The 24,348-nt window shown below is 68.4% G+C and carries 23 protein-coding genes; 15 read left to right on the top strand and 8 right to left on the bottom strand.

Going from position 1 to position 24,348, the window contains the following annotated elements; genetic code table 11:
• The 3 genes from P2T65_RS07765 to xth form a co-directional block, all read left to right on the top strand.
• Positions 1-417 (top strand): DNA translocase FtsK (locus P2T65_RS07765; protein ID WP_276199531.1); only part of this gene is annotated, 417 nt, incomplete at its 5' end.
• 112 nt (positions 418-529) lie between these two features.
• Positions 530-1,381 (top strand): outer membrane lipoprotein carrier protein LolA, encoded by an 852-nt coding sequence (locus P2T65_RS07760; RefSeq protein WP_276199530.1) that lies wholly within the window; start codon positions 530-532, stop codon positions 1,379-1,381.
• 128 nt (positions 1,382-1,509) lie between these two features.
• On the top strand, positions 1,510-2,325 hold the full coding sequence (xth, locus tag P2T65_RS07755; RefSeq protein WP_055459627.1) for an exodeoxyribonuclease III: 816 nt from the start codon (positions 1,510-1,512) through the stop codon (positions 2,323-2,325).
• A 94-nt stretch (positions 2,326-2,419) separates the two neighbouring features.
• Here xth and P2T65_RS07750 read toward each other — a convergent pair whose 3' ends face one another.
• The 3 genes from P2T65_RS07750 to P2T65_RS07740 form a co-directional block, all read right to left on the bottom strand.
• The gene (locus P2T65_RS07750; RefSeq protein WP_063186591.1) at positions 2,420-4,738 is read right to left on the bottom strand and encodes a Tex family protein; all 2,319 of its coding nucleotides are present in this window, start codon (positions 4,736-4,738) and stop codon (positions 2,420-2,422) included.
• Positions 4,739-4,860: 122 nt separating this feature from the next.
• On the bottom strand, positions 4,861-8,031 hold the full coding sequence (locus P2T65_RS07745; RefSeq protein ID WP_276199529.1) for a multidrug efflux RND transporter permease subunit: 3,171 nt from the start codon (positions 8,029-8,031) through the stop codon (positions 4,861-4,863).
• A gap of 63 nt (positions 8,032-8,094) precedes the next feature.
• Positions 8,095-9,279, bottom strand: a complete 1,185-nt coding sequence (locus P2T65_RS07740) for an efflux RND transporter periplasmic adaptor subunit (protein ID WP_055459624.1) — start codon at positions 9,277-9,279, stop codon at positions 8,095-8,097.
• A 210-nt stretch (positions 9,280-9,489) separates the two neighbouring features.
• On the opposite strand from P2T65_RS07740, the gene P2T65_RS07735 reads away from it, so the two are divergent.
• Together P2T65_RS07735 and P2T65_RS07730 are read left to right on the top strand one after the other, a co-directional pair.
• Positions 9,490-10,413, top strand: coding sequence for a 2-dehydro-3-deoxygalactonokinase (locus P2T65_RS07735; RefSeq protein ID WP_276199528.1), 924 nt, complete (start codon positions 9,490-9,492; stop codon positions 10,411-10,413).
• Positions 10,414-10,466: 53 nt separating this feature from the next.
• Positions 10,467-10,703, top strand: a complete 237-nt coding sequence (locus P2T65_RS07730; protein WP_053193522.1) for an Lrp/AsnC ligand binding domain-containing protein — start codon at positions 10,467-10,469, stop codon at positions 10,701-10,703.
• A 2-nt stretch (positions 10,704-10,705) separates the two neighbouring features.
• Here P2T65_RS07730 and P2T65_RS07725 read toward each other — a convergent pair whose 3' ends face one another.
• The 4 genes from P2T65_RS07725 to P2T65_RS07710 all read right to left on the bottom strand — a co-directional run bounded on the left by P2T65_RS07725 (position 10,706) and on the right by P2T65_RS07710 (position 15,031).
• Complete coding sequence (locus tag P2T65_RS07725; RefSeq protein WP_055459622.1) at positions 10,706-11,134, bottom strand: hypothetical protein; 429 nt, start codon at positions 11,132-11,134, stop codon at positions 10,706-10,708.
• Positions 11,135-11,229: 95 nt separating this feature from the next.
• On the bottom strand, positions 11,230-12,714 hold the full coding sequence (locus tag P2T65_RS07720; protein WP_276199527.1) for a mannitol dehydrogenase family protein: 1,485 nt from the start codon (positions 12,712-12,714) through the stop codon (positions 11,230-11,232).
• Positions 12,711-14,132 carry a glucuronate isomerase gene (gene uxaC / locus P2T65_RS07715; protein WP_055459620.1) on the bottom strand — a complete coding sequence of 474 codons (1,422 nt, stop codon included), beginning with the start codon at positions 14,130-14,132 and terminating at the stop codon, positions 12,711-12,713. The genes P2T65_RS07720 and uxaC overlap by 4 nt, the downstream gene beginning before the upstream one ends.
• A gap of 227 nt (positions 14,133-14,359) precedes the next feature.
• Positions 14,360-15,031 (bottom strand): GntR family transcriptional regulator, encoded by a 672-nt coding sequence (locus P2T65_RS07710; RefSeq protein ID WP_063186603.1) that lies wholly within the window; start codon positions 15,029-15,031, stop codon positions 14,360-14,362.
• Positions 15,032-15,341: 310 nt separating this feature from the next.
• On the opposite strand from P2T65_RS07710, the gene P2T65_RS07705 reads away from it, so the two are divergent.
• The 10 genes from P2T65_RS07705 to P2T65_RS07660 all read left to right on the top strand — a co-directional run bounded on the left by P2T65_RS07705 (position 15,342) and on the right by P2T65_RS07660 (position 23,799).
• Positions 15,342-16,340, top strand: a complete 999-nt coding sequence (locus tag P2T65_RS07705; RefSeq protein ID WP_063186584.1) for a sialic acid TRAP transporter substrate-binding protein SiaP — start codon at positions 15,342-15,344, stop codon at positions 16,338-16,340.
• A 113-nt stretch (positions 16,341-16,453) separates the two neighbouring features.
• Positions 16,454-16,951: a TRAP transporter small permease subunit gene (locus P2T65_RS07700; RefSeq protein ID WP_019402755.1), complete on the top strand. Its 498-nt coding sequence runs from the start codon at positions 16,454-16,456 to the stop codon at positions 16,949-16,951.
• Positions 16,948-18,243 carry a TRAP transporter large permease gene (locus P2T65_RS07695; protein ID WP_055459618.1) on the top strand — a complete coding sequence of 432 codons (1,296 nt, stop codon included), beginning with the start codon at positions 16,948-16,950 and terminating at the stop codon, positions 18,241-18,243. The genes P2T65_RS07700 and P2T65_RS07695 overlap by 4 nt, the downstream gene beginning before the upstream one ends.
• Before the next feature lie 11 nt (positions 18,244-18,254).
• The gene (locus P2T65_RS07690) at positions 18,255-19,289 is read left to right on the top strand and encodes an aldo/keto reductase (RefSeq protein ID WP_063186580.1); all 1,035 of its coding nucleotides are present in this window, start codon (positions 18,255-18,257) and stop codon (positions 19,287-19,289) included.
• 23 nt (positions 19,290-19,312) lie between these two features.
• On the top strand, positions 19,313-19,762 hold the full coding sequence (locus P2T65_RS07685) for an RbsD/FucU domain-containing protein (protein ID WP_276199526.1): 450 nt from the start codon (positions 19,313-19,315) through the stop codon (positions 19,760-19,762).
• A gap of 102 nt (positions 19,763-19,864) precedes the next feature.
• On the top strand, positions 19,865-21,391 hold the full coding sequence (locus tag P2T65_RS07680; RefSeq protein WP_276199525.1) for an altronate dehydratase family protein: 1,527 nt from the start codon (positions 19,865-19,867) through the stop codon (positions 21,389-21,391).
• 70 nt (positions 21,392-21,461) lie between these two features.
• Positions 21,462-21,674, top strand: coding sequence for an antitoxin MazE family protein (locus tag P2T65_RS07675; RefSeq protein ID WP_055459614.1), 213 nt, complete (start codon positions 21,462-21,464; stop codon positions 21,672-21,674).
• On the top strand, positions 21,671-21,994 hold the full coding sequence (locus tag P2T65_RS07670; protein WP_055459613.1) for a type II toxin-antitoxin system PemK/MazF family toxin: 324 nt from the start codon (positions 21,671-21,673) through the stop codon (positions 21,992-21,994). Before P2T65_RS07675 ends, P2T65_RS07670 begins: the two co-directional genes overlap by 4 nt.
• A gap of 6 nt (positions 21,995-22,000) precedes the next feature.
• Complete coding sequence (locus P2T65_RS07665) at positions 22,001-23,143, top strand: glycosyltransferase (RefSeq protein ID WP_276199524.1); 1,143 nt, start codon at positions 22,001-22,003, stop codon at positions 23,141-23,143.
• Positions 23,140-23,799: a 50S ribosomal protein L11 methyltransferase gene (locus P2T65_RS07660; RefSeq protein WP_055459611.1), complete on the top strand. Its 660-nt coding sequence runs from the start codon at positions 23,140-23,142 to the stop codon at positions 23,797-23,799. The genes P2T65_RS07665 and P2T65_RS07660 overlap by 4 nt, the downstream gene beginning before the upstream one ends.
• 2 nt (positions 23,800-23,801) lie before the next feature.
• Here P2T65_RS07660 and P2T65_RS07655 read toward each other — a convergent pair whose 3' ends face one another.
• Entirely contained in the window at positions 23,802-24,347 is a 546-nt protein-coding gene (locus P2T65_RS07655) for an O-acetyl-ADP-ribose deacetylase (RefSeq protein ID WP_055459610.1), read from the bottom strand.
• Position 24,348: the final 1 nt, after the last annotated feature.

Raw genomic sequence — 24,348 nt, 5'->3', positions numbered from 1 at the left:
GGCCAGGGCGACATGCTGTACATGGCCGGCGGCGGGCGCATCACGCGCGTGCACGGGCCGTTCGTGTCGGACGAGGAGGTGGAGAAGGTGGTGGCCCACCTCAAGGCCCAGGGGCGACCGCAATATCTCGACGCCGTCACCGCCGACGAGGAGGGCGCGGCACCGGAGGCCGACGGCGCCGTCTTCGACAACACGTCGTTCGGCGCGCCGGGGGGAGACCTCTACGACCAGGCGGTGGCCATCGTGCTGCGCGACAAGAAGGCCTCGACCTCCTACATCCAGCGCCGCCTGCAGATCGGCTACAACCGCGCCGCCTCCCTCATGGAGCGCATGGAGAACGAAGGCATCGTCGGACCCGCAAACCACGCCGGAAAACGCGAGATCCTGATCGAGCCGCCAGCCGGCGGCGACGAATGAGGCGTCGCGCTTTCGCCACAGCGATGGCATACCTGACCTCACGCGCAGGCGCGGCGCGCCAGCGCGCCACCCCGGCCGGAACCGACGCCGCCGGCCGGCCGTTGGAAAGACGATGAAGACGCTACGTTTCGCAAGCCTCGTTTCGGGTCCGGTCCTTGCCCTTCCCGTCGCGGTCCTGGCCGCCACGCTCGCGGCGGCCCAGCCCCTGCAGATCCATCCACCCGCGGCGCAGCCGGCAAGGCCGGCGCCTCCGGCCCAACCCGCCGCGCCACGCGCGCCCGCGCCCGCTCCCACACCGGCCCCCCCGCCCAACGCCGCACCGCAGGCCTCCCTGCCCGCGTCCCACCCGCTGCCGCCGCGCCGGCCGGCCGACCTTCCAACGGGCGGCGCCTCCGCGCCGGCTGCAAGCACCGGCGAAACCGGCGCCCGGCCGGCCCCGGCCGCGCCGGCACCCGCCGCGGCGGTGCCGACCAATCCCCAGGCGGCGCTGGCGCGCGTCAACGCCTATCTCAACGGCATCGACACGCTCACCGCCAATTTCCTCCAATACAGTGGCGACGGACGACAGGCGACGGGCTCGCTCTATGTGAAGCGCCCGGGCCAGCTGCGCTTCCAGTACAACCCGCCGAGCACGCTGGAGATCGTCGCCGACGGGCGCTCCGTCGCCATCCGCGACAAGAAGCTCAGGACCCAGGACGTCTATTCCATCGGCCAGACGCCGCTGAAATTCCTGGTACAGGACCGGGTGGACCTCGCCCGCGACGTCAAGGTGCTCGACGTGCGTACCGCGCCGTCCGGCGTCGTCGAGGTGATCTTCGAGGACAGCTCGACGCTCGGCGGCACGTCGAAGGTGACGCTCGTCTACGACGCCAAGGCCAATGTCCTCAGGCAATGGATCGTCGTCGACCCGCAGGGCTACGAGACCTCCGTGGCCCTGCAGGACGTCAACATCGTGCCGCGGTAATCCCGGCCTGATTCGCATGGAGCGTGCGGCGCGCCATCCCTTGCAACGCGCCGCGTCAAGGGCCAAGTTCAGGGCCCCGTTTCCGTCCGGCCGAATCGCTTGCGGCCGATGAGGCCGAAAGCCGAGGCATGAAGCTCTCCGTCACCAGCTGGAACATCAATTCGGTGCGCCTGCGCATCGACCACCTCGCGCGCCACATCGCCGAGGTCCAACCGGACGTCATCTGCCTGCAGGAGACGAAGTGCCCGAACGACCGCTTTCCGCTGAAGGCGCTGAAGGCGCTCGGCTACGAGCACATCGCCTTCCACGGGCAGAAGGGCTATCACGGCGTCGCGACCCTCTCGCGCCTGCCCTTCTCGACGACCGAATCGATGAGCTTCTGCGGCAAGGACGACGCCCGCCACCTCGCCGTCACCTTCGGCCCCGGCGCCGGGGCGGCGAGCGGCATCACGGTGCATAACTACTACGTGCCGGCCGGCGGCGACATTCCCGACCCCGATCTCAACCCGCGCTTCGCCCACAAGCTCGCCTTCCTCGACGAGCTCATGCAGTGGAGCGACCGGGCGAAGCCCACGGCCGCGCCGAGCATCCTCGTCGGCGACCTCAACATCGCGCCCTACGAGAGCGACGTCTGGAACCACAAGGCGCTGCTGAACGTCGTCAGCCACACGCCCATCGAGACGACGCGCATGGAGGAATGGCGGCAGGCCGCCGGCTATGTCGACGCCATCCGCCACCTCACGCCGGTGCCGGAGCCCGTCTTCACCTGGTGGAGTTACCGCTCGCCCGACTGGGCCGCCGCCAACAAGGGCCGGCGGCTCGACCACGTGTGGCTCGCGCCCTCGCTCGTCCCGACGCTGAAGGAAGCGAGCATCGGCAAGGCCGCCCGCGGCTGGGAACGCCCGTCAGACCACGCACCGGTGACGGTGACGCTGGAGCTTTGACGATTGCGCAAGAGATATTGCTGGCGCGCCACGCTCCCTCCCCGCCGCAAGCGGAGGAGGGGAACAGCCTCGGCGCGGCCACCCGCTTCGGATCCTACCGCGTCTTCCGCCGCATGGCGTCGGCCAGCGCCGCCCCGAGGGCGCCCTGCTGGGCACCCTTCGCCGGGCCGTCGTCGCGCCGGGGGCGCGGCGCCTTGTCGGCATCCGATGGTTGACGCCGGGGCCGCGGCGCCGCGCTGCCGTCGTCCTTGCGCATGGACAGCGCGATTCGCCTGCGCTTCACGTCGACCTCGACGACACGCACCTTGACGACATCGCCCGCCTTGACAACCTCGTGCGGGTCCTTGACGAAGCGGTCGGCGAGCTGGGAGACGTGGACGAGGCCGTCCTGGTGGACGCCGATGTCGACGAAGGCACCGAAGGCGGCGACGTTCGTCACCGTGCCCTCCAGCATCATGCCGGGCTTCAGGTCCGACAGGTCCTCGACGCCCTCGGCGAAGCTCGCGGTCTTGAACTGCGGACGCGGGTCGCGGCCGGGCTTCTCGAGCTCCGCCAGGATGTCGCGCACGGTCGGCAGGCCGAAGCGCGCGTCGACGAAGGCCGACGGATCGAGGCCGCGCAGAACGGCGCTGTCGCCCATGAGCGTGCGCACGTCGCGCCCGCAGGCGGCCACGATGCGCTTCGCGAGGCCATAGGCCTCGGGGTGCACCGAGGAGGCATCAAGCGGCTCGTCGCCGTCACGGATGCGCAGGAAGCCGGCGCTCAGCTCGAAGGTGCGCGGGCCGAGGCGCGCGACGGAGAGAAGGTCGCGGCGCGTGCGGAACGGGCCGTTGGCATTGCGGTGCGCGACGATGGCCTCGGCGAGCGAGGCCCCGAGTCCGGATACACGGGCAAGCAGCGGCGCAGAGGCCGTGTTGAGGTCGACGCCGACGGCATTGACCGCATCCTCCACCACCGCGTCGAGCGCGCGGGCGAGCTGGTGCTGGTCGACATCGTGCTGGTATTGCCCGACGCCGATGGACTTCGGCTCGATCTTCACGAGCTCGGCGAGCGGGTCCTGCAGGCGCCGGGCGATGGAAACGGCCCCACGAAGGGAGACGTCGAGCGAGGGCAGTTCGGCGGACGCGACCTCCGAGGCCGAGTAGACCGAGGCCCCCGCCTCGCTGACCACCACCTTGATCGGCCGCCTGTCCGCGGGCAGTTGCGCCAGGAGGTCGGCGACGAGCCGGTCGGTCTCGCGGCTCGCCGTGCCGTTGCCGATGGCGACGAGCTCGACCTTGTGGCGCGCGATAAGGGCGGCGAGCACGGCCTGGGCGCCCGAGAGGTCGTTGCGCGGCTGGAAGGGATAGACGGTCGCCGTGTCCACAACCTTGCCGGTGCCGTCGACGACCGCGACCTTGACGCCGGTGCGGATGCCCGGGTCGAGCCCCATGGTGGCGCGCGAGCCGGCGGGAGCCGCGAGCAGCAGGTCCTTGAGATTGCGGGCGAAGACTCGGATCGCCTCCTCTTCGGCGCGCTCGCGCAGGGTCGACAGGAGGTCGACCGAAAGGTGCAGCGACAGCCTCACGCGCCAGCACCAGCGGGCCACCTCGGCGAGCCAGCGGTCGGCCGCACCGCCGTCCGGAGCGATGGCATAGGCCGCGCAGATCATGCGCTCGACCGGCTTCACGGGCGAGGCATCGTCCGCATCCACCTCGATGTCGACGGTGAGGATCTCCTCGTTGCGGCCGCGCAGCATGGCGAGTGCACGGTGGCTCGGCGTCGTCGCCCACCGCTCGGCATGGTCGAAATAGTCGGAGAACTTGGCGCCTGCCTCCTCCTTGCCGGCAATGACGCGGGCGCGCACCAAGGCCTTCTCGTGCATGTAGCGGCGCAGGCGGCCGACGAGGTCGGCGTTCTCAGCGAAGATCTCGGTGAGGATGTCGCGCGCGCCGTCGAGCGCGCTCTTCACGTCCGGCACCTCGGGCCCGAGGAAGCCCTCCGCCAGCGTCACCGGCACCACCGTGCGATCCGTGAGGATGCGCTCGGCGAGTGGGCCAAGGCCCTTCTCGCGGGCGATTTCGGCGCGGGTGCGGCGCTTCGGCTTGTAGGGAAGGTAGAGGTCCTCGAGCTCGGCCTTGGTGGCAGCGGCGGCGATGCGCCCGTCGAGCTCATCGGTGAGCTTGCCCTGCCGGCCGATTTCGTCGCGGATGGCGGCGCGCCGAGCCTCGAGCTCGCGCAGGTAGGTCAGCCGCTCCTCGAGCTTGCGCAGCTGCGCGTCGTCGAGGCTGCCCGTCGCCTCCTTGCGGTAGCGGGCGATGAAGGGAACGGTCGCGCCCTCGTCGATGAGCCGGATGGCGGCAAGGACCTGGGCCGGCCGCGCAGCGATGTCGGCTGCGATGACGGGGGCGATGCGTTCCAGAACGTCGGACATGCGGCTTCCAGGGTTGGGTGGCGCAGGAAGGCGGGACAATAGAAAGCCGACGCCGCCGAGCCAACAGGACGCGCGGCCCCCCGCCCCGCGTCATCCACATGCGAAAGCCCTGAGGCCGTGTGTCAGGCGGCCGCCGGCGGCTCCGCGGCCGTTTCCGCTTCGGGTGCCTTGCGGGTCCACCATTCCTCGAGGCGTTGCAGCACCGTGAAGAAGGACGGGACGAAGAGCACGGCGAGGCAGGTCGAGGCCAGCATGCCGCTGAAGACAGCGATGCCGATCGACTTGCGGCCGTTGGCCCCGGCGCCCTCGGCGAGCACCAGCGGCACGACGCCGAGGATGAAGGCGAAGGAGGTCATCAGGATGGGCCGGAAGCGCCGGCGCGCCGCCTCCACCGCGGCATCCACGATCGCCATGCCCTCGGCCCGCTGCTCACGCGCATATTCGACGATGAGGATGGCGTTCTTGCTCGACAGCGCGATGAGGAGGATGAGGCCGATCTGTGTGTAGAGATTGTTGGCGACGCCGAGGGCGGTGAGCGCGCCGACCGTGCCGAGCAGCGCCAGCGGCACGGCCAGGATCACCGACAGCGGCTGGATCCAGCTCTCGTACTGGCCGGCGAGCACGAAATAGACGAGCACGACGGCGAGGCCGAACACGAAGAAGATCTGGTTGCCCACGATCTTCTCCTGGAAGGACATGCCGGTCCATTCGTGGCCCAGGCCCGCCGGGAGGGTATGGGCGGAGATCTGCTCCATGAGCTGCATCACCTGCCCCGAACTGAAGGCGGGCGCCGGCATGCCGGTGATGGTCGCCGCCGGGTAGAGGTTGTAGAGCGAGACGATCGACGGCCCCTCCATGGGCGTGACGTCGACGAGCGTGCCGAGCGGCACCATCTCGCCGGTCTGGGTTCTGATCTTCAGCCCCTTGATCGTGTCGACCGTCTGGCGGAAGGAGCCCTCGGCCTGGGCATAGACCTGGAAGACCTGGCCGAAGCGGTTGAACTGCCCGACGTAGGTGGAGCCGATATAGCTCTCCAGCGCCTCGAACACCTGACCCACGGTGACGCCGAGCGTCTCGGCCTTGGTGCGGTTCACGCCGATGTGGAACTGGGGCACCCTGGCGCGGAAGCTGGTGAAGGCATTGCTGACCGCCGACTGGGAGTTTGCCTTGGCGACGATCTCGTCGGTTGCGTTCTGCAGCTTGTCGAGATCGCCGCTGCCGTCCCTCAACTGGACGACGAAGCTGAAGCCGCCGGCATTGCCGATGCCCTGGATCGGCGGTGGCGGTATGACCATGGTGCGCGCATCGAGGATGTTCTCCTCGAGGACGCGCGTCAGCGCCCGATAGAGGCCGAGCAGGCCCTGCGCCGGATCCGCCTCGCGCAGTGACCAATCCTTCAGCACCACGTAGACGGCGCCGGCGCTGGGCAGCGAGGCATTGTTGTCGAGGATCGAGATGCCGCTGATGGTGAAGACCTGGTCGACCCCGGGCACCTGCGAAACGACCTTCTGCACGTCGTCCAGCACCCTGTCGGTGCGCTCCAGCGAGGCGCCGTCGGGCAGCTGCACGTTGACCATCATGTAGCCCTGGTCCTCGAGCGGGATGAAGGCCGTGGGCACGCGCGACATGCCCCAGAAGGCAAGGCCGATGAGGCCGAGCGCCACGACCACCATCACGTAGCTCGCCTTCACCATGTGGTGGATGAGGCCGGCATACCAGCGCTCGCAGGCGTCATAGACGCGATTGAAGCCGCGGTAGATGAAATTGCGCTTCTCCGGCGGCGTCGGCGGGCGCAACCACAGGGCGCACTGCGTCGGCTTCAGCGTCATGGCGTTGACGGCGCTGATGAGGGCAGTGGCGGCGATGACGAGCGCGAACTGCTGATACATCTGCCCGGTCAGGCCCGGCATGAAGGCGGCCGGCAGGAAGACCGACATGAGCACGAGCGTGATGCCGATCACCGGCCCCGTCAGCTCGTTCATGGCCTTCACCGCCGCCTCGCGGCCGGACAGGCCGCGCGACATGTGGTGGGCCACGCCCTCGACGATGACGATGGCGTCGTCGACGACGATGCCGATGGCGAGCACAATGGCGAAGAGTGTCGAGATGTTGACCGTGAAGCCGAGCGCCGCCATGGCCGCGAAGGCGCCGATGATGGTGACGGGCACCGTCGTCGCCGGCACGAGCATTGCCCGCCAGTCCTGCAAGAAGAGCATGATGACGAGGAGCACAAGGATGCCGGCCTCGATCAGCGTCTTGTAGACCTCGCTGATGGAGGCCTCGACGAAGGTCGTCGTGTCGAAGGGTACGGAATAGGCAAGGCCGGGCGGGAAGCGCTGCGCCAGTTCGTCCATCTTGGCCCGCACCGCCGCGGCCACCTCGAGGGCATTTGCCTCGGGCAACTGGAAGATGCCGATGCCCGCCGCCGGCGCCCCCTGCAGGGAGAAGGCGTAGCTGTAGGTCTGGGCGCCGAGCTCGACGCGGCCCACGTCCCTGACGCGCGTGATGCGGCCGCCGTTCGCGCCGTCGACCTTGACGACGATGTTCTCGAAGTCCTCCGCCCTCTCGAAGCGGCCGGTGACGTTGAGCGTGTACTGGAAGTTCTGGCCCTGCGGCGTCGGGGGCATGCCAACGACGCCGGCCGCGACCTCCTGGCTCTGCTGCTGCACGGCCGAGATGACGTCGCTCGGCGTCAGGCTGAAGGCCTGCAGCCGGTCCGGGTCCAGCCACAGGCGCATGGCATATTCGCCCGCGCCGTAGATGCTGACGCTGCCGACACCCGGCACGCGGGCGAGCTCGTTCTGCAGGTTGATGACGCCGTAATTGGCGAGGAAGAGGCTGCCGTAGCGCTTGTCCGGCGAGGTGAGCGCCACGAACATCAGCACGGCCGTCGACTTCTTCTGGACGTTGACGCCCTGCACCTGCACCGATTGCGGCAGTTGCGCGAGCGCGGCCGACACGCGGTTCTGCACCAGAATCTGTGCGAAGTCGGGGTCGGTGCCGATGGCGAAGGTGACGGTGAGATTGTAGGAGCCGTCGCTGCCGCTCGTCGATTGCATGTAGATCATGCCCTCGACGCCGTTCACCTGCTGCTCGATGGGCAGGGCGATGGTCTCCATCACCGTCTGGGCGCTGGCGCCGGGAAAGCGCGCCGTCACGGAGACGGTGGGAGGCGTGACGTTGGGATATTGCGAGACCGGCAGGCGCAGCAGGGCCACGGCGCCGACGAGGACCGTGACGAGCGCGATGACGTTCGACAGGACCGGCCGCTCGATGAAGAAGCGCGAAAACATGGGGTGCTGCCTCTGCGTTCGGGGACGGGCGCGCCGGCACGGGCGCCATGGGTTGGCGCGGGTTCAGGGCCTAGCGGCGGTAGAGCGCTTGCCGGCCATCTCGGTTGCCTCGGGCGCCACCTTGTTGCCCGGCACGGCCCGCTGGATGCCCGACACGACGACACGCTCGCCAGCCTCGAGGCCGCTCTCGACGACCCTGAGGCCATTGTCCTGCAAGGCGCCGGCGGTGATCGTGCGCTGCTCGACCACCTCGTCGTCGCCGACGACCAAGACGTAGCTGCCGAGTTGGCTAGATCCGATGGCGGTATCGGCGACGAGCAGCGCCTTGTCGATCTGCCGCATGGGGACGCGCACGCGCACGAACAGGCCCGGCAGAAGGGCGAAGTCCTTGTTCTCGAACAGGCCGCGCACCATCAGCGTGCCGGTGCCCGCATCGACCTGCGGCGCGATGTAGTCGATCACGCCCCTGTGCGGATAACCCGTCTCCGTCTGGAGGCCGATTTCCACCGGCACGTCCTTCAGCTCGCCAGGCTTGCGGCCCTCTGCCGCCAGCCCTTCCATGACGCGCAGCACCTGCTGCTCGTCGACGTTGAAGTAGACGTAGATCGGGTCCATCTGCACGATGGTTGCAAGCTTGGTCGGCCCGGCATAGCCGACGAGGGCACCGACATCGACGAGATGGTTGGTGACGATGCCGTCGAAGGGCGCCAGCACTTCCGTATAGCCGAGGTTGATGGTGGCTAGCGCGACGTTCGCCTTGGCCGCCGCGACATCGGCCGTCGCCTGGTCGAGGTTGGTCTTGGCGTCCTCGACCCGCGCCTTGGAGGCGAAGTCCTGCTGGCCGAGCTGGGACTGGCGGTTGTACTCGTTCTGCGCGTTGAGCTGGCGGGCTATCGCGCCCTCGAGGTTCGCCTGCGCCTGGTCGAGCTGGGCCTGATAGGTGTCGCGCTGGATGGTGAAGAGGCGCTGCCCCTTCTTCACCGCCGTACCATCCTTGTAGTCGATGGCAGTCAGGAAGCCCTGCACCCGGGCCTCGAGATCGACCGCGTTGAAGGCCTGGGTGTTGCCCGTGAACGCCATGTAATTGGTCACCGCCTGCTCGACCGGCTTGGCCACCAGCACCTTGGGCGGCGGGGGCGGAACGTAGGTGTTTTCCTCGCTGCAGGCGGCGAGCCCCGCAGCAAACACGATGGCCGCCAGAACGCATCCGGCATGCCGGCGAATGCGACGGATCAACTTCGCGTCCATGACGTCCCCCCGAATACCGGCAACTGCCTGCGGGGCCGAAGCGAGGATCCGCCTGATTACCCTCGTCAGCGACAGTCGTGCTACGTCACTACAACACCAATGCAACGAACACGTTAACTGCCACCCCTCGGGCCGTCGAGCATATCGACGTTTGCCCGTGGACAGAGCGCGCACCTTCCGGCATGTAACCGCCGGTGGGGGGAAGAGAGAATGCAGGAAACTGTGCTCGTCGGTGTCGACTGGGGGACGACCAACCTCAGGGCCTATGCCTTTGCGGCCGACGGCTCCCTGCGCGCCAAGACGGCGCGGCCGACCGGCATCACCCGCATGACTGTCCCGTATGGAGACCTCCTCGAGGAGCTTTGCGGCGAGTTCGGCGCCGGCGCGGATACGCCGGCCCTGCTCTGCGGCATGGTCGGCAGCCGCCAGGGCTGGATCGAGGCCCGCTACATCCCGACCCCCTGCACGCTCGACGGCCTCGTTGACGGGCTGGTGAGCGCTCCACACGCGTCGCGCCGGGTCCTCGTCGTGCCCGGCCTCGATTCCCGGTCAGGCCGCGCGCCCGATGTCATGCGCGGGGAGGAGACCCAGCTGCTCGGCCTGATGGACGGCCTCGGTGATGCCGAGCGCCTTGTCTGCATGCCCGGCACCCATTGCAAATGGGTGCGGATCGCCGGCGGGCGCATCCTCGATTTCCGCTCATACATGACCGGCGAGGCCTTCGCCGCCTTGAAGGACCACACCATCCTCGGGCGCCAGATGAGCGCGGGCGCGGCGCACGACGCGGCGGCCTTCGAGACGGGAGTCGCCATGGCGCAGGAGGCCCGCCGTCGTGGGCCGGGCGCGCTGCTCAACCTCCTCTTTGGCGTGCGCACCCTGGGCCTGTTCGAACGCCTCAGCGCCGAGGCGGCGCCGAGCCTGATGTCGGGTCTCATGATTGGCGCCGAAATCGCCGATGCGCTCGGGCCCGAACCGCCGGCCGAGCCGGTCGTCGTCGTCGGCAGCGCCGGTCTCAGCGCGCGCTACCGCGACGCGGCGCGGGCTCTCGGCGTGCGCACGGCCATTGCTGATGAGGACATCGCCACACGAGGTCTGTGGGCAATCGCGCGGGCGGCAAAGCTGGCGAGCCGATAAACTTGGCCGCCACGGAGTTGATTCGCATGGGGCTCGGTGGCAGGAGTTGCGGGATGCAGACCTTCTTCGTCCAGATCAAGTGCAAGCTCGGCAAGACCTATGCGGTCGCCAGCGAGCTCGCCGACCGTGAGATCGCCTCGGAGATCTACTCGATCGCCGGCGACTACGACATCATCGCCAAGTTCCATGTCGACCGTGACGTCGACATCGGCCATTTCGTCGCCGAGAAGGTGCAGACCATCGACGACATCGCCGACACGCGCACCATCATCACCTTCAAGGCCTTCTGAAGTCAGGCCGCTGCCGCTGTTGCGCGCGAATCCATCGCGCCGAGCCGCGCCGCGATGACGGCGGCGAGATGCCGTTGCCGGCGCTGCGAGCAGCGATTCTGTGCTCGCACCACTGCCATTAGCTCGAGCGCGACCGCCGCATCGAGCTGGCGGATATGCTGCGCCGTCAGGCCGCTTTCGCGCATCAGCGCCACGAGCCGGCGGCTGACTGGCCGCTGTTCCTCCTCCGGCAGGTCCGCCAGAGAGATGATGATCAGCGCTCCGTGCAGGCGCACCAAGCTGTCGACATTCTGCGGATCCCGCGCCAGCCAGGCCCCGTAGGTGCTCCGCAACAGGTCGTAGATGACGGGGACGGCCCTCAGGATCGTGCGCAGTTCCCCGTCCCGCCCGGGAACGCGCAACTCGTCGTCGGACAGAGTCGGCAGCGACATCGGCGCACCCTCCTTCAAGACCCTGGAAGCGTGCGCCCCGATGGTTAACGAAAGGTTAAAGGCACGGCTGCGCAGCCGTGCCTGACGCTATTCGCTCATCCGTGCGCGAGGCTTGCGAGCGTGGCGCGGGCGCCGTCCCGGTAGAGTCCGACCAAGGCCTCGCCGACTGCGGTAACGAAGCGCGGCTCGGCCGGCAGATCGGTGCCGAACACCGCCTCGACCCCGGCGATCGCCCTGGCGAGCGCGGCGGGGTCGCCGCCCGCGGACCGCGCGATGGCGGCGAGATCCTGCGCCAGCGGGTCGCGCACGTCGATGGCGTCGCCCTTCTCGTCCGTGCCGGTGACGTAGCGCATCCAGGCCGCTACGGCGAGAGCGTGACGGGCAATGTCGGAGCCGGCGGCGAGCCGGTCGCGGATCGTGCCGAGCAGGCGCTGCGGCAGCTTCTGCGAGCCGTCCATGGCAATCTGCCAGGTGCGATGCTTGAGCGCCGGATTGCGGAAACGCTCGCGCAGGGAACGCTTGTAGGCCTCGACATCGGCACCGGGCGGGATCGTCAGCGTCGCCGTCGTGTCGTCCATAAGTGCGGCGACATAGGAAGCGAGGTTCGCGTCCGCCATGGCCTCGGACACGGTCTGGTAGCCGGCAAGATAGCCGAGATAGGCGATGGCCGAGTGGCTGCCGTTGAGCAGGCGCAGCTTCATGGCCTCATAGGGCGCGACGTCCGTGACGAGCGTCGCCCCCACCGTCTCCCAGGCGGGGCGGCCGGAGGGGAAATGGTCCTCGATCACCCATTGGGTGAAGGGCTCGGTCATCACCGGCCAGGCATCGGCGAGGCCAAGGCGCGCCGCCACGGCGGCCCGATCCTCGTCGGTCGTGGCCGGCACGATGCGGTCAACCATGCTGTCCGGGCAGGCGATCTTGTCGCGCACGTAAGCGCCGAGATCGGGCGAGACGAGCTCCGCGAAACGGGTGAGGATGCGATGCAGTGTCCGGCCGTTCGACGGCAGATTGTCGCATGAGAGCACGGTGAAGGGCGCAAGGCCGAGGCTGCGGCGGCGGGCGATGGCCGCGGCCAGGAAGCCGATGGCCGAGCGCGGCCGGTTGAGGTTGGCGAGATCGTGCACCACGTCGGGGTGCTTCTCGTCGAGCCGCCCGGTCGCCGGATCGTGGCAATAGCCCTTCTCCGTCACCGTGAGGGTGACGACCTTCACGTCCGGATGGCTCATGCGCTCGACGAGCGCCGCCGGATTCTCCGGCGCCACCACGACCTCGCGGATGGCGCCGATGACGGCGAGCTTCTCGCCCTCGCCCGAGCGCACGGCGAGGGTGTAGAGCCCGTCCTGAGCCTTGAGGGCATCGCGGGTGTCGGGGCTGCGCAGGCTGGCGCCGACGATGCCCCACCAGAGGTCGCCGCTGGCGATGACCGCATCCGTATAGACCGCCTGGTGGGCGCGGTGGAAGGCACCGATGCCGAGATGCACGATGCCGGTCTTCATCGCCTTGCGATCATAGGCCGGGCGGGCGACATCGGGCGGCAGGTCCGCGAGGCGCGCGGTGTTGAGGCGGGCCGTCTGCGTCACAGCTTGTAGGCCTCCTTGGCCAGGCGATAGGCGAGATCGTGGGCGAGCTCGTGCGCCTCGTCCTCGTCGAGGCGGTGGGTGACGACGAGCTCGGCGAGGAAGGCGCAGTCGACGCGACGCGCCACGTCGTGGCGGGCGGGGATCGACGGGAAGGCCCGCGTGTCGTCATTGAAGCCGACGGTGTTGTAGAAGCCGGCCGTCTCGGTGACGAGCTCGCGGTAGCGGCGCATGCCTTCGGGACTGTCGAAGAACCACCAGGCCGGGCCGAGCTTCAGGCACGGATAGTGCCCGGCGAGCGGCGCGAGCTCGCGCGAATAGGCGGTCTCGTCGAGCGTGAAGAGGATGATGGTGAGCTCGCGCTCGTTGCCGAAGCGGTCGAGCAGAGGCTTCAGCGCATGGACATAGTCGGTCGCGGCCGGGATGTCGGCACCCATGTCGCGGCCGAAGCGGGCGAAGAGCCCGGCGTTGTGGTTGCGCATCGAGCCGGGGTGGATCTGCATGACGAGCCCGTCCTCGAGGCTCATCGCCGCCATCTCGGTCAGCATCTGGGCGCGGAAGAGCTCCGCATCCTCGCTCGTGACGTTGCTGTGCATGATGCGGGTGTACAGCGCCTCGGCCTCGACGGGCGAGAGGTCCGCCGTGCGGGCGCTCGGATGACCGTGGTCGGTCGACGTGGCGCCCATCTCCTTGAAGAAGGCGCGGCGCTTGCGGTGGGCCTCGAGATAGCCGGCGAAGGTCGAGACGTCGCAGCCGGTGAGTTCCCCCAGGGCCTCCACATTGGCCTTGAAACCGTCGAACTCCGGGTCGACGACAGGATCGGGCCGGTAGGCCGTGATGACGCGCCCTTTCCAGCCGCTATCGCGGATGGCCTTGTGGTGGACGAGCGGATCGAGGGGGCTCTCCGTGGTGGCGATGACCTCGATGTTAAAGCGCTCGAAGAGGGCACGCGGGCGATAGGCGGGCTCGGCCAGCCGCTCGGCGATGCGGTCGTAATAGAGATCGGCCGTCTCGGCTGAGAGTCGCACGTCGAAATCGAACAGCGTGGCGAAGGCGTGGTCGAGCCACGTGCGCGTCGGCGTGCCGCGGAAGAGATGATAGCGCTCGGCAAAGCGCCGCCAGATCCTGCGCCCGTCGGTCTCGACCTCGGTGCCGTCCTTCGTCGCGATGCCGAGATCCTCGAGCCGCACGCCCTGGCTGTAGAGCATGCGGAAGACGTAGTGGTCGGGCACGACGAAGAGGCGGGCGGGATCCGGGAAGGGCTCGTTCTCGGCATACCAGCGCGGATCGGTATGCCCGTGCGGCGAGACGATCGGCAGGTCCTTCACATGGGCATAGAGCCGGCGCGCCACGGCGCGTGCGGACGGATCGGCGGGAAAGAGGCGGTCCTCGTGGACGAGCGGCAGGCGGCCCTCGCGCATCGGCACTTCCTTTCCTGATAACGGTTTCAAGCCTTTTGACGAAAAGCGCCGCGGTGGCGCCGCCGCGCGCCGCGCGGCGAACCCTAACCAGTGGAGCAGCCGGTGTGAACTGCTTTCTCGGCGCCGTTTGAATCGATTTGGAAATAGCGTGTGCAGCCCGTCTGGGCAAGTCGACCGAGCGCGCCGGGGAGGAGGCGGGCGGGCCGACGGCGCAACCGTCCTGGTCGTCAGCGCAGGCCGAGCGCCCGGTTGCGGGCGTTGTCGATATGGGCCGAGAGGGCGGCCACGGCTTGCTGCGGATCGCGCGTCTCCATGGCGGCGATGATGCCGAGATGCTCGCGCATGACCGGCGCGACGAGGCCGTCGATTCGCACCAGCTCCTGCCGAATGAGGCGGATCTTGATGGAGTTGACCCGGTAGGCCTTGGCGATGATCTCGTTGCCGAGCGCATCGATCAGCATGTCGTGGAAGCCCCAATCGACCGCCTGGCCTTCCGCCACGATCTCGGGCGTGTCGCCCTCGGCTTCCGCCCGCGCCAGCACGTCCTCGTGCTGGCGGCGCAAGACGGCGAGCGTCTCGTCCGAGGCCGACTGCACGAACAGGTCCATGGCGCCGCGCTCCATGAAGAGGCGGAACTGGAAGGCGTCGCGGATGAGATTGAGGTCGAGATGGGCAACCTGCATGCCGCGCTGCGGCACCGTCTTGATGAGGCCCTCGGCCTCAAGGCGGGGGATGAGCTCGCGGATGGCGCCGAGCGGCAGGTCGGTCAGGGCCACGAGCTCGCGCTGGGAGATGAACTGGCCTGGCCGGACGTTGCGCGCGAGCAGGTGCTGCGTGAAGCTGTCATAGGCCTTTTCGCGCAGCTTGAGAGGGGCACCATCGTCCGCTGGCCGGTCCATCTCGTCCTCCTCAATGTCTTCGGCGTCGGGGCCGATGGCGCGCCCTGGCTTCGCGATCCCCATAAAGCCGGTGACGGCATCGGCCAAGGCCCTTCGGGCGGAGCGCCCCGGACAGGGCCCCAGGGACAGGCCGTCGGGCAGAAGCGCCACGCGTGCCGACGACCTGCACAGGCCCTCGACGGCTCTTTTTCTCGGCTGACATGTTAGCTAGTTGTTTTTTGTTTGCAAGCACTCCGCCGCTTCGGCAATATGCCGATGATCGCGCCTGAACGGGCGCTCAAACAAGCCGTTTTTCGGGAGGATCTACACTATGGCATTCTCGCTGAGCCGCCGGCTCGTCCTCGGCCTTGCCCTCTCTTCGGCGCTCGTCGCCGGTCCGGCGTTCGCCGCCAACCCGGTCAAGCTGCGCATCTCGACCCCCGCCGTCGATTCCGACTGGCATGCCAAGATGCTCCCCGTCTTCAAGGAGGAGCTCGAGAAGCGGGCGCCCGGCCAGTTCGACGTCGAGATCCATCTCAATGCCACGCTGTTCAAGCAGGGCACCGAGCCGGCAGCGATGCAACGCGGCAATCTCGAGATGGCGATGATCTCGGCCTTCGACATCGCCAAGCAGATCCCCGAGTGGTCGATCTTCACGGCGGGCTACCTGATCCGCGACCCCGAGCACCAGCAGAAGGTCTTCGCGAGCGACATCGGCGAGGAGATGTACAAGCTCGTCGAGGACAAGATGGGCATCAAGGTGCTCTCCGTCGGCTATCTCGGCACGCGCCAGCTCAACCTGCGCATCGAAAAGGAGGTGAAGACCCCGGCCGACCTCGCAGGCGTCAAGCTGCGCATGCCGGGCTCCGACACCTGGCTGTTCCTCGGCAAGGCGCTCGGCGCCAACCCGCTGCCGCTCGCCTTCGGCGAGATCTACACGGCGCTGCAGACCGGCGCCATCGACGGCCAGGACAACCCGCTGCCGACCGTGCGGGCCGCGAAGTTCTACGAGGTGACCAAGCAGATCGTGCTCACCGACCACCTCGTCGATTCCATCTTCCTCTCGCTCGCCGGCGCGACCTGGAACAAGCTCGACGACAAGCAGAAGGAAGCCGTGCTGGAAGCCGCCCAGGCCGCCGTGGCCTTCAACAACGAGGGGCGCATCGGCGAGGAGAGGCAGCTCGCGGCCGATTTCGCGCAGCAGGGCCTCAAGGTCTACCGGCCCGACGTCGAGGCTTTCCGCAGCCACGTGCAGAAGGCCTATCTCGAATCCGAACTCTCCAAGGCTTGGCCGAAGGGCATGGTCGAACGCATCAACGCAGTGAAGTAGCAGAAAGCTGACCTGCACATCGCCTGTCAGCCCCTCCGCCCCTCCCCGTGCGGGGAGGGGACACCGACTGCCCCCAAAACAGACCCTGCGTACCGGAGGCACCCTTGTCCGTTGTGGTGAAACGGCTGCGTTTCCTGGCGACGATCGCAGCGGCGCTCGGCTTCATGGCCATGTTCGCCGCCTTCATCCTGCAGATCTTCACGCGCTACGTCCTCAACGACCCGACGGCCTGGACGCAGGAAGCGACGCTGATCTCATATGTCTGGGTGGTCTTCTGGTGCGCGGCCTTCCTGACGCGCGACAAGGACCAGATCACCTTCGACATGGTGGTGCTCGCAAGCCCGCGCCGCGTGCAGCGCTGGCTCGCCTTCGTCTGCGCGCTCGTGACGCTGGGCGCCTTCCTCGCCGCCCTGCCGGCGACGGTGGACTGGATCAGCTTCATGCGCATCGAGAAGACGCCGGTCCTCGGCCTGCGCTACGACATCCTCTATTCCATCTTCATCGTCTTCGTCGTCTGCGTCGTCATCCGCCAGGGCCTGCGCGTCGCGCGCCTCCTTTCGCGCCGCTGGGGCGAGGTGCTTGACGAACGTCCTTCCGGTTTCAGCGAATGAGCGCATCCTTCGTCTTCCTGCTCGCCGCCTTCTTCGGGCTGGCGGCCATCGGCATGCCCATCGCCTATGCCATGTTCGTGGCGGCGATCGGCTATCTCTTCGTCACCGGCAAGGACGTCGGCCTCTTCTCCGAGCAGATCCTCAACAACCTCGTCGACAGTTTCGTGCTGCTCGCCGTGCCGCTCTTCATCCTCGCCGCCAACCTGATGAATGCCGGCGGTGTCTCCGAGCGCATGCTGCTCTTCTGCCAGGCACTCGTCGGGCGCTTCCGCGGCGGGCTCGCCCACGTCAACGTGGTGGCCAGCATCATCTTCGCCGGCATGTCGGGCTCGGCCATCGCGGATGCGGCGGGCGTCGGCAAGCTCCTCACGGAGATGATGGTCAAGACGAAGCGCTATACGCCAGGCTTCGCGGCCGCGATCTCGGCCGCCTCCTCGACCATCGGGCCGATCATCCCGCCGTCGATCCCGATGGTGCTCTATGCGCTCGTCTCGGATACCTCGGTCGGCTATCTCTTCCTCGGCGGCATCATTCCCGGCCTCATCATGGCAGGCGCGCTGATGGCGGCCATCGCCTGGGTCGCGCGCAAGCGCGACTTCCCGCGCGACGACACCGTACCGATGCGTGAATTGCCCCGCGCCACGGTGCAGGCCTTCCCGGCGCTGATGCTGCCGGTCATCCTGCTCTATGGCATCTATGGCGGTGCCGCGACGCCAACGGAGGCGGCCTCGCTCGCGGCCCTTTACGCGCTCATGCTCGCCGGCCTCGTCTACCGGTCGCTGACGATGCGGGAGACCTTCCGGCTTTTTGCCGAATCGGCGCGCTCGACCACCGTCGTCGCGCTCATCATCGCCGGCGCCTTCATCTTCAACTACATCGTCGCGAGCGAGAACATCCCGCAGCTCGTCGCCGGCTGGATGCGCGGGGTGGACGTGCATCCGCTCGTCTTCCTGCTGCTCGTAAACCTGCTGTTCCTCGCGCTCGGCTGCCTGTTCGACGCGACGACCATGCTGCTCGTGCTGGTGCCGCTGTTCCTGCCGGCGGCACGGGAGATGGGCATCGACCTCGTGCATTTCGGCGTCGTCATCGTGGTCAACATCATGCTGGGGCTGGTCACGCCCCCCTATGGCGTGCTGTTGTTCGTGATGAACGGACTGACGGGCATTCCCCTGCGCGACATCATCCGCGAGATGTGGCTGTTCCTCTTCATTCTCCTGGCCGCGCTCCTCCTGATGATCCTCGTGCCGGAGACGGTGCTGTGGCTGCCACGCCAGTTCGGCTACACCGGTTAGGGAGGATCTCGATGAGCCTGGCGACACGTACGCTCGGACGCAGCAACCTCAAGGTCACGGTCCTCGGCTTCGGCACGGCGCCGCTCGGCGACCTCTATGCGAGGCTCGACGACGCCACCGCCATCGCCACCGTCGAGGCGGCTCTTGGAGCCGGCATCATGCTTCTCGACACCTCGCCGCATTACGGCAACGGCCTTGCCGAGCACCGCTGTGGCACGGCGCTCCGGCGCCACGAGCGCAGCGACGTCGTGCTCTCGACCAAGGTCGGGCGGGTGATGGATCCGCGCCAGCGGCCGGCGGCGCCGGCAAGGAGCGACGTGGTCTCGCCCGGCTTCGCCGGCGGCCTGCCGCACAAGGCCTCCTTCGACTACTCCTACGACGGCGCGATGCGCTCCTTCGAGCAGTCGCTGCTGCGTCTCGGCACCGACCGCATCGACGTGCTGCTCATCCACGACGTCGACGTCTGGACGCACGGCGCCGACGGCATCGAGGCCCGCTTCAAGGAGGCGATGGACGGCGCCTACCGGGCCCTCGCCGACCTGCGCGACCAGAAGGTGATCAAGGCCATCGGCGTCGGCATCAACGAGGCCGACATGTGCGAGCGCTTCGCCCGCGCCGGCGACTTCGACTGCATGCTGCTCGCAGGGCGCTATTCGCTCCTGGAGCAGCCGGCACTCGAGGGCTTCCTGCCGCTGGCGCAGGACAAGAACATCGGCGTCATGCTCGGCGGCGTGTTCAACTCCGGGATCCTCGCCACGGGCGCGGTGCCGGGCGCCCGCTACAACTACGCCCCCGCGCCCGATGCCGTCATGGACAAGGTGCGCCGCATCGAGGCCGTGTGCCGCGCCCATTCCGTCCCGCTGGCGCATGCGGCGCTGCACTTCGCCCTCGGTCATCCTGCGGTCGCGAGCGTCGTGCTCGGTGGCGTGACACCCGAGGAGGTGAGCCGCAACGTCGCCGCCTTCGCCGCCTCGCCACCAGCGGGGCTGTGGCGCGACCTCAAGAGCGAGGGCCTGCTCGCTCCCGACGCGCCGATCCCCGCCTGACCGCCCTTACCGGAGCCGACACGATGCTCAAGGGTCTCGACCCCGTTCTGACGCCCGACCTCCTGTGGGTTCTCGCCGCAATGGGCCACGGCGACGACCTCGCCCTCGTCGACGCCAATTTCCCGGCCGAGACGGTGGCGCGCCGCACCACCTCGGGCGAGCTCGTGCGCATCCCCGGTCTCACCATGGCGCGTGCAGCCGAAGCCGTGCTGTCGCTGCTGCCCATCGACAGCTTCGTCGACGATCCGGTGCGGCGCATGGAGGTGGTGGGCGATGCCGTCACGGTGCCGCCGATCCAGAGGGAGGTGCAGGCAGTGATCGACCGGGCGGCCGGCAAGGCGCTGCCGCTCGTCGGCATCGAGCGTTATGCCTTCTACGAGGTGGCGAGTTCAGCCTTCGCCGTCGTGCAGGTGGGCGACATGCGCCCTTACGGCTGCTTCCTCGTCCGCAAGGGCGTCGTGCTCGCGGCGTGAAACCGTCACATGCCGGCAGGCTCGCATCGCTTGGCGCCGCGTAGTATAAAACGATTCAAATAACCGCATCAGCGGCCGATCAGCCTGCCCGGAAGCACGCCCATGGACCGTCCCGTCACCCCCCGTACCCTTCGCCTCAACGCCAGCGACAACGTCATCGTCGCGGTAGATGCGCTCGAGCCCGGCGCTTCCGTCGACGGCGTCGCGGTGACGCAGCGCATACCGCGCGGCCACAAGATGGCGGTGGTGCCGATGGCCGCGGGCGAGCCCATCGTCAAGTTCGGCCAGATCATCGGCTTTGCGTCGAAACCCATTGCCCCCGGCGAGTGGGTGCACGAACACAACGTCGAGATGCACGATTTCGCCCGCGACTACCGCTTCGCCGAGGCGGCGCGCAAGGAAGACATCCTGCCCGTCGAACAGCAGGCGACCTTCCAGGGCTTCCGGCGCGCCAATGGCACGGTCGGGACGCGCAACTACATCGGCATCCTCACCTCGGTGAACTGCTCGGCGACGGTGGCCCGCTACATGGCCGAGGAGATCCGCCGCTCGGGCATCCTCGAACAATATCCGAACGTCGACGGTGTTATCCCGCTCGTGCACGGCGGCGGCTGCGCCCTCGATGTCAAGGGCGAGGGCTACGAGGTTCTCAAGCGCACCCAGTGGGGCTATGCGACCAACCCCAACATGGCGGCGGTCGTCATGGTGGGCCTCGGCTGCGAAGGCTTCCAGATCGCCCGCTGGAAAGAGATCTACGGCATCGCGGAAAGCGACACCTTCCGCTCCTTCACCATCCAGGAGATCGGCGGCACGAAGAAGACGGTGGAGGCCGGCGCCGCCGCCATTCGCGAGATGCTGCCCGTCGCCGACCGGGCGAAGCGCGAGACGGTGCCGGCGTCGGAGCTGATGCTCGCCCTGCAGTGCGGTGGCTCCGACGGCTATTCCGGCATCACGGCCAACCCCGCCTTGGGAGCGGCGGCCGACTTGCTCGTCAAGCACGGCGGCACGGCGATCCTCTCCGAGACGCCGGAGATCTACGGCGCCGAACATCTCCTGACGCGCCGCGCGGCGACCCGCGAGGTTGGCGAAAAGCTCGTCGAGCTCATCAAGTGGTGGGAGGACTATACCACCCGCAACAAGATGGAGATGAACAACAACCCCTCGCCCGGCAACAAGGCGGGCGGGCTCACGACGATCCTCGAGAAGTCGCTCGGCGCCGCCGCAAAAGGCGGCACGACGACGCTCACGGACGTCTACCGCTATGCCGAGAAGGTCACCGCCAAGGGGTTCGTGTTCATGGACACGCCCGGTTACGACCCGGTCTCGGCGACGGGCCAGGTCGCCGGCGGCGCCAATGTCCTCGCCTTCACCACCGGCCGCGGCTCGGCCTACGGCTGCAAGCCGACCCCGTCGATCAAGCTCGCCACCAACAGCGAGATGTACCGGCGCATGATCGACGACATGGACATCAACTGCGGCGACGTCATCGAGGGCGTGTCGATCGAGGACAAGGGCCGCGAGATCTTCGAGAAGGTGCTAAAGGTCGCCTCCGGCGAGCGCTCCAAGTCCGAGGAGCTCGGTTACGGCGACGCCGAGTTCGTACCATGGCAGATCGGCGCGACGATGTGAGAAAGAGGTGGGCGCGCTTGCGGTCCCACGGGCGACGACCTATGTTACATGTAACAGGCCGGGGGCTGGAATGGCAGGGGTCGCCAAGCGTGTGCAGCGCCATCGCGAGCGGTTACGGGCGGCCGGGTTGAAGCCTGTGCAGATCTGGATACCGGACCCGGCGCAGCCCGGCTTTGCCGAGGAGTGTCGACGCCAGTCACAACTCATCGCCAAGAGCGCCGAGGAAGACGAGATCCTCGATTTCATCGAAGCGGCCTCGGATCATCGGGGCTGGCGTGAATGAGGCGCGGTGACCTCGTCACCGTGGCTCTTCCCGGGGCCTATGGCAAACTAAGACCGGCCCTGATCATCCAGTCGGATCTCTTCAGCACGCATCCCTCCTTCACCTTGCTGCCGGTGACGAGTGAACTCGTCGCGGCGCCGCTCCTGCGCATCACGGTCGAGCCGAATGAGCGCAACGGCCTGCAGAAGGTCTCGCAGATCATGGTGGACAAGGCTCACACGGTGCCCCGCGGCAGGCTGGGCCAGTCTTTCGGCCGGCTCGACGAGACGGATCTTCTCGCGGTAAACCGCGCGCTCGCGCTCTTTCTCGGCTTTGCGTGAGGCATCGTGACCGACCGGCCCCGTTCCGTGCTCTTCCTCGTCACCGAGGACTGGTTCTTCGCTTCGCATTTCCTGCCCATGGCGCGGGCCGCGCGCGAGATGGGCCTTGCCGTGACGGTGGTGGCGCGGGTGCGGGCGCACCGCGAGGTGATCGAGGCGACGGGCGCGCGTGTGCTGGCGCTCGAGGCCGACAGGCGCAGCATGAGCCCGCTCGCCATCCTGCGCACCGTCGGCACCATGCGGCGGGTGCTCGCCGAGGAGCGCCCCGACATCGTGCACGCCATCGCGCTGCGCTCCATCGTGCTCGGCGGCCTTGCGGCACGCCTCGCCGGCGTCGCCGCCCGCGTCTATGCGCTGACCGGCCTCGGCTTTCTCGGCGCGCGCCGCGATGCCTCCGCGCGCGTGGCGCGGGCCGGGCTGCGCCTCGTCATCCGCGGCGGGCTCGAAGGCCGCAGCACGCATTACCTCTTCGAGAACGAGGACGACCCGCGTCTCATCGGGCTCGATCCGCGTGCGCCGAACGTGACCATCGTCGGCGGTGCCGGCGTGGAACCAGGGGATTATCCCGTCGCACCCCTGCCGCCGCAGCCGCCGCTCAAGATAGCCGTCGTCGCGCGCATGCTGTGGTCGAAGGGCATCGACCTTGCGGTGGAGGCGGTCCGCCGCGCCCGCGCCCGGGGCGTCGCGGTCGAGCTCTCGCTCTTCGGCGCGCCGGATCCCGACAATCCAAAGGCGGTGCCGGAGGCGACGCTCCGGCAATGGTCAGACGAGCCCGGCATCGCCTGGCGCGGCCCGACGCGCGACATCGCCGGCGTCTGGCGCGAGCACCACGTCTGCTGCCTGCCCTCCCGCGGCGGCGAGGGCCTGCCGCGCACCTTGCTCGAAGGGGCGGTGAGCGGCCGCGCCGTCCTGACGACGGACGTGCCCGGCTGCCGTACGCTGGTGCGCGACGGCGTCGAAGGCCTCGTGGTGCCGCCGGCCGACGCAGCGGCTCTCGCCGAGGCCATCGCGCAGCTCGCGGCCGATCCGCGGCGCGTCGCCGCGATGGGCGCTGCGGCGCGCGCGCGCGTGCTCGACGGTTTCACGGAGCGCCATGTGATGGACGGGCTGAAGGACCTCTACCGCCGCATGCTCGACGAGCGTCCATGAAGCGCCTCGCAACGGACAAGGCCGTCTTCGTCCGCACCCATACGCGGCTCCTGCCGGTGCCGCACGCGCCGGAGATCGTGCTGCATGTGGCGGATGAAGCGACGGCCTTGTGGGAAAAGACCGAGGAGGAACTCGGCGCCATGGGGCTGCCGCCGCCCTTCTGGGCCTTCGCCTGGGCCGGCGGGCAGGCGCTGGCGCGCTACATCCTCGATCACCCGGCCATCGTCGCCGGCAGGCGCGTGCTCGACTTCGCCTCAGGCTCAGGGCTCGTCGCCATCGCCGCCGCACGGGCCGGCGCGACACAGGTGGACGCGTGCGACATCGACGCCTTCGCGGCGGCCGCCATTGCGGTGAATGCGCAAGCCAACGGCGTCGCGCTGACCGTCCGCCAGGATCATCTCATCGGCACGGACGAGGGATGGGACTGTGTGCTGGCCGGCGACATCTGCTACGAGCGCGATCTTGCCGCCGCCGTCACCGACTGGCTGTCTCGCCTCGCCACGCGCGGCGCCACCGTGCTCATCGGCGACCCCGGCCGCAGCTATCTGGCGCGCGAACGGCTCGCCGCACTCGCCACCTATGAAGTGCCTGTGACGCGGGCGCTCGAAGACAACGAGATCAAGAAGACGAGCGTCTGGGCCTTTCGCGAAACCTGAGATCACCGCGTCAGGGCCTCGAGCGCCTGACGATGAAGCACGGCGCTTCCGGCAGAAAAGCAGCAGAAGACGACGTGCTCGACCGAAACATCCGGCAATCTCGCGAGCACGGTGCCGATGGCGATTGGCGCCGCCTCCTCCGCGGGAAAGCCGTAGACGCCAGTGGAGATGGCGGGAAAGGCGATACGGACGAGGCCATGCGCATCGGCGAGGGCGAGCGCATTGCCGTAGCACGCGGCGAGCAGCGCCGCCTCGTCCTGCCCGCCTCCCCGCCAGACGGGGCCAACCGTGTGGATGACGTGGGCGGCCGGCAACCTGTAGCCGCGCGTGATCTTCGCCTCGCCGGTCTCGCAGCCACCGAGGGTCTGGCATTCGGCGAGAAGCTCCGGCCCCGCTGCCCGGTGGATCGCACCGTCGACGCCACCGCCGCCGAGGAGCGTGCGGTTGGCGGCATTAACGACGGCATCGACGGCGAGGCGCGTGATGTCTCCCACCACGATCTCGATGGTGCCGCCGGCGACGGCGACACGATGCGGCCAGTCGCTCATG

The organism is Chelatococcus sp. XZ-Ab1 (assembly GCF_029309855.1).
Lineage (GTDB): Bacteria > Pseudomonadota > Alphaproteobacteria > Rhizobiales > Beijerinckiaceae > Chelatococcus_A > Chelatococcus_A sambhunathii.
This window is presented reverse-complemented; position numbering and strand designations above follow the sequence as displayed.

Excerpts from the sequence above, each read along its gene's own strand:
- P2T65_RS07760 (WP_276199530.1), top strand. The coding sequence starts at position 530 with ATGAAGACGCTACGTTTCGCAAGCCTCGTTTCGGGTCCGGTCCTTGCC.
- xth (WP_055459627.1), top strand. The coding sequence starts at position 1,510 with ATGAAGCTCTCCGTCACCAGCTGGAACATCAATTCGGTGCGCCTGCGC.
- P2T65_RS07750 (WP_063186591.1), bottom strand. The coding sequence starts at position 4,738 with ATGTCCGACGTTCTGGAACGCATCGCCCCCGTCATCGCAGCCGACATC.
- P2T65_RS07745 (WP_276199529.1), bottom strand. The coding sequence starts at position 8,031 with ATGTTTTCGCGCTTCTTCATCGAGCGGCCGGTCCTGTCGAACGTCATC.
- P2T65_RS07740 (WP_055459624.1), bottom strand. The coding sequence starts at position 9,279 with ATGGACGCGAAGTTGATCCGTCGCATTCGCCGGCATGCCGGATGCGTT.
- P2T65_RS07735 (WP_276199528.1), top strand. The coding sequence starts at position 9,490 with ATGCAGGAAACTGTGCTCGTCGGTGTCGACTGGGGGACGACCAACCTC.
- P2T65_RS07730 (WP_053193522.1), top strand. The coding sequence starts at position 10,467 with ATGCAGACCTTCTTCGTCCAGATCAAGTGCAAGCTCGGCAAGACCTAT.
- P2T65_RS07725 (WP_055459622.1), bottom strand. The coding sequence starts at position 11,134 with ATGTCGCTGCCGACTCTGTCCGACGACGAGTTGCGCGTTCCCGGGCGG.
- uxaC (WP_055459620.1), bottom strand. The coding sequence starts at position 14,132 with ATGCGCGAGGGCCGCCTGCCGCTCGTCCACGAGGACCGCCTCTTTCCC.
- P2T65_RS07710 (WP_063186603.1), bottom strand. The coding sequence starts at position 15,031 with ATGGACCGGCCAGCGGACGATGGTGCCCCTCTCAAGCTGCGCGAAAAG.
- P2T65_RS07705 (WP_063186584.1), top strand. The coding sequence starts at position 15,342 with ATGGCATTCTCGCTGAGCCGCCGGCTCGTCCTCGGCCTTGCCCTCTCT.
- P2T65_RS07695 (WP_055459618.1), top strand. The coding sequence starts at position 16,948 with ATGAGCGCATCCTTCGTCTTCCTGCTCGCCGCCTTCTTCGGGCTGGCG.
- P2T65_RS07690 (WP_063186580.1), top strand. The coding sequence starts at position 18,255 with ATGAGCCTGGCGACACGTACGCTCGGACGCAGCAACCTCAAGGTCACG.
- P2T65_RS07685 (WP_276199526.1), top strand. The coding sequence starts at position 19,313 with ATGCTCAAGGGTCTCGACCCCGTTCTGACGCCCGACCTCCTGTGGGTT.
- P2T65_RS07680 (WP_276199525.1), top strand. The coding sequence starts at position 19,865 with ATGGACCGTCCCGTCACCCCCCGTACCCTTCGCCTCAACGCCAGCGAC.
- P2T65_RS07675 (WP_055459614.1), top strand. The coding sequence starts at position 21,462 with ATGGCAGGGGTCGCCAAGCGTGTGCAGCGCCATCGCGAGCGGTTACGG.
- P2T65_RS07670 (WP_055459613.1), top strand. The coding sequence starts at position 21,671 with ATGAGGCGCGGTGACCTCGTCACCGTGGCTCTTCCCGGGGCCTATGGC.
- P2T65_RS07660 (WP_055459611.1), top strand. The coding sequence starts at position 23,140 with ATGAAGCGCCTCGCAACGGACAAGGCCGTCTTCGTCCGCACCCATACG.
- P2T65_RS07655 (WP_055459610.1), bottom strand. The coding sequence starts at position 24,347 with ATGAGCGACTGGCCGCATCGTGTCGCCGTCGCCGGCGGCACCATCGAG.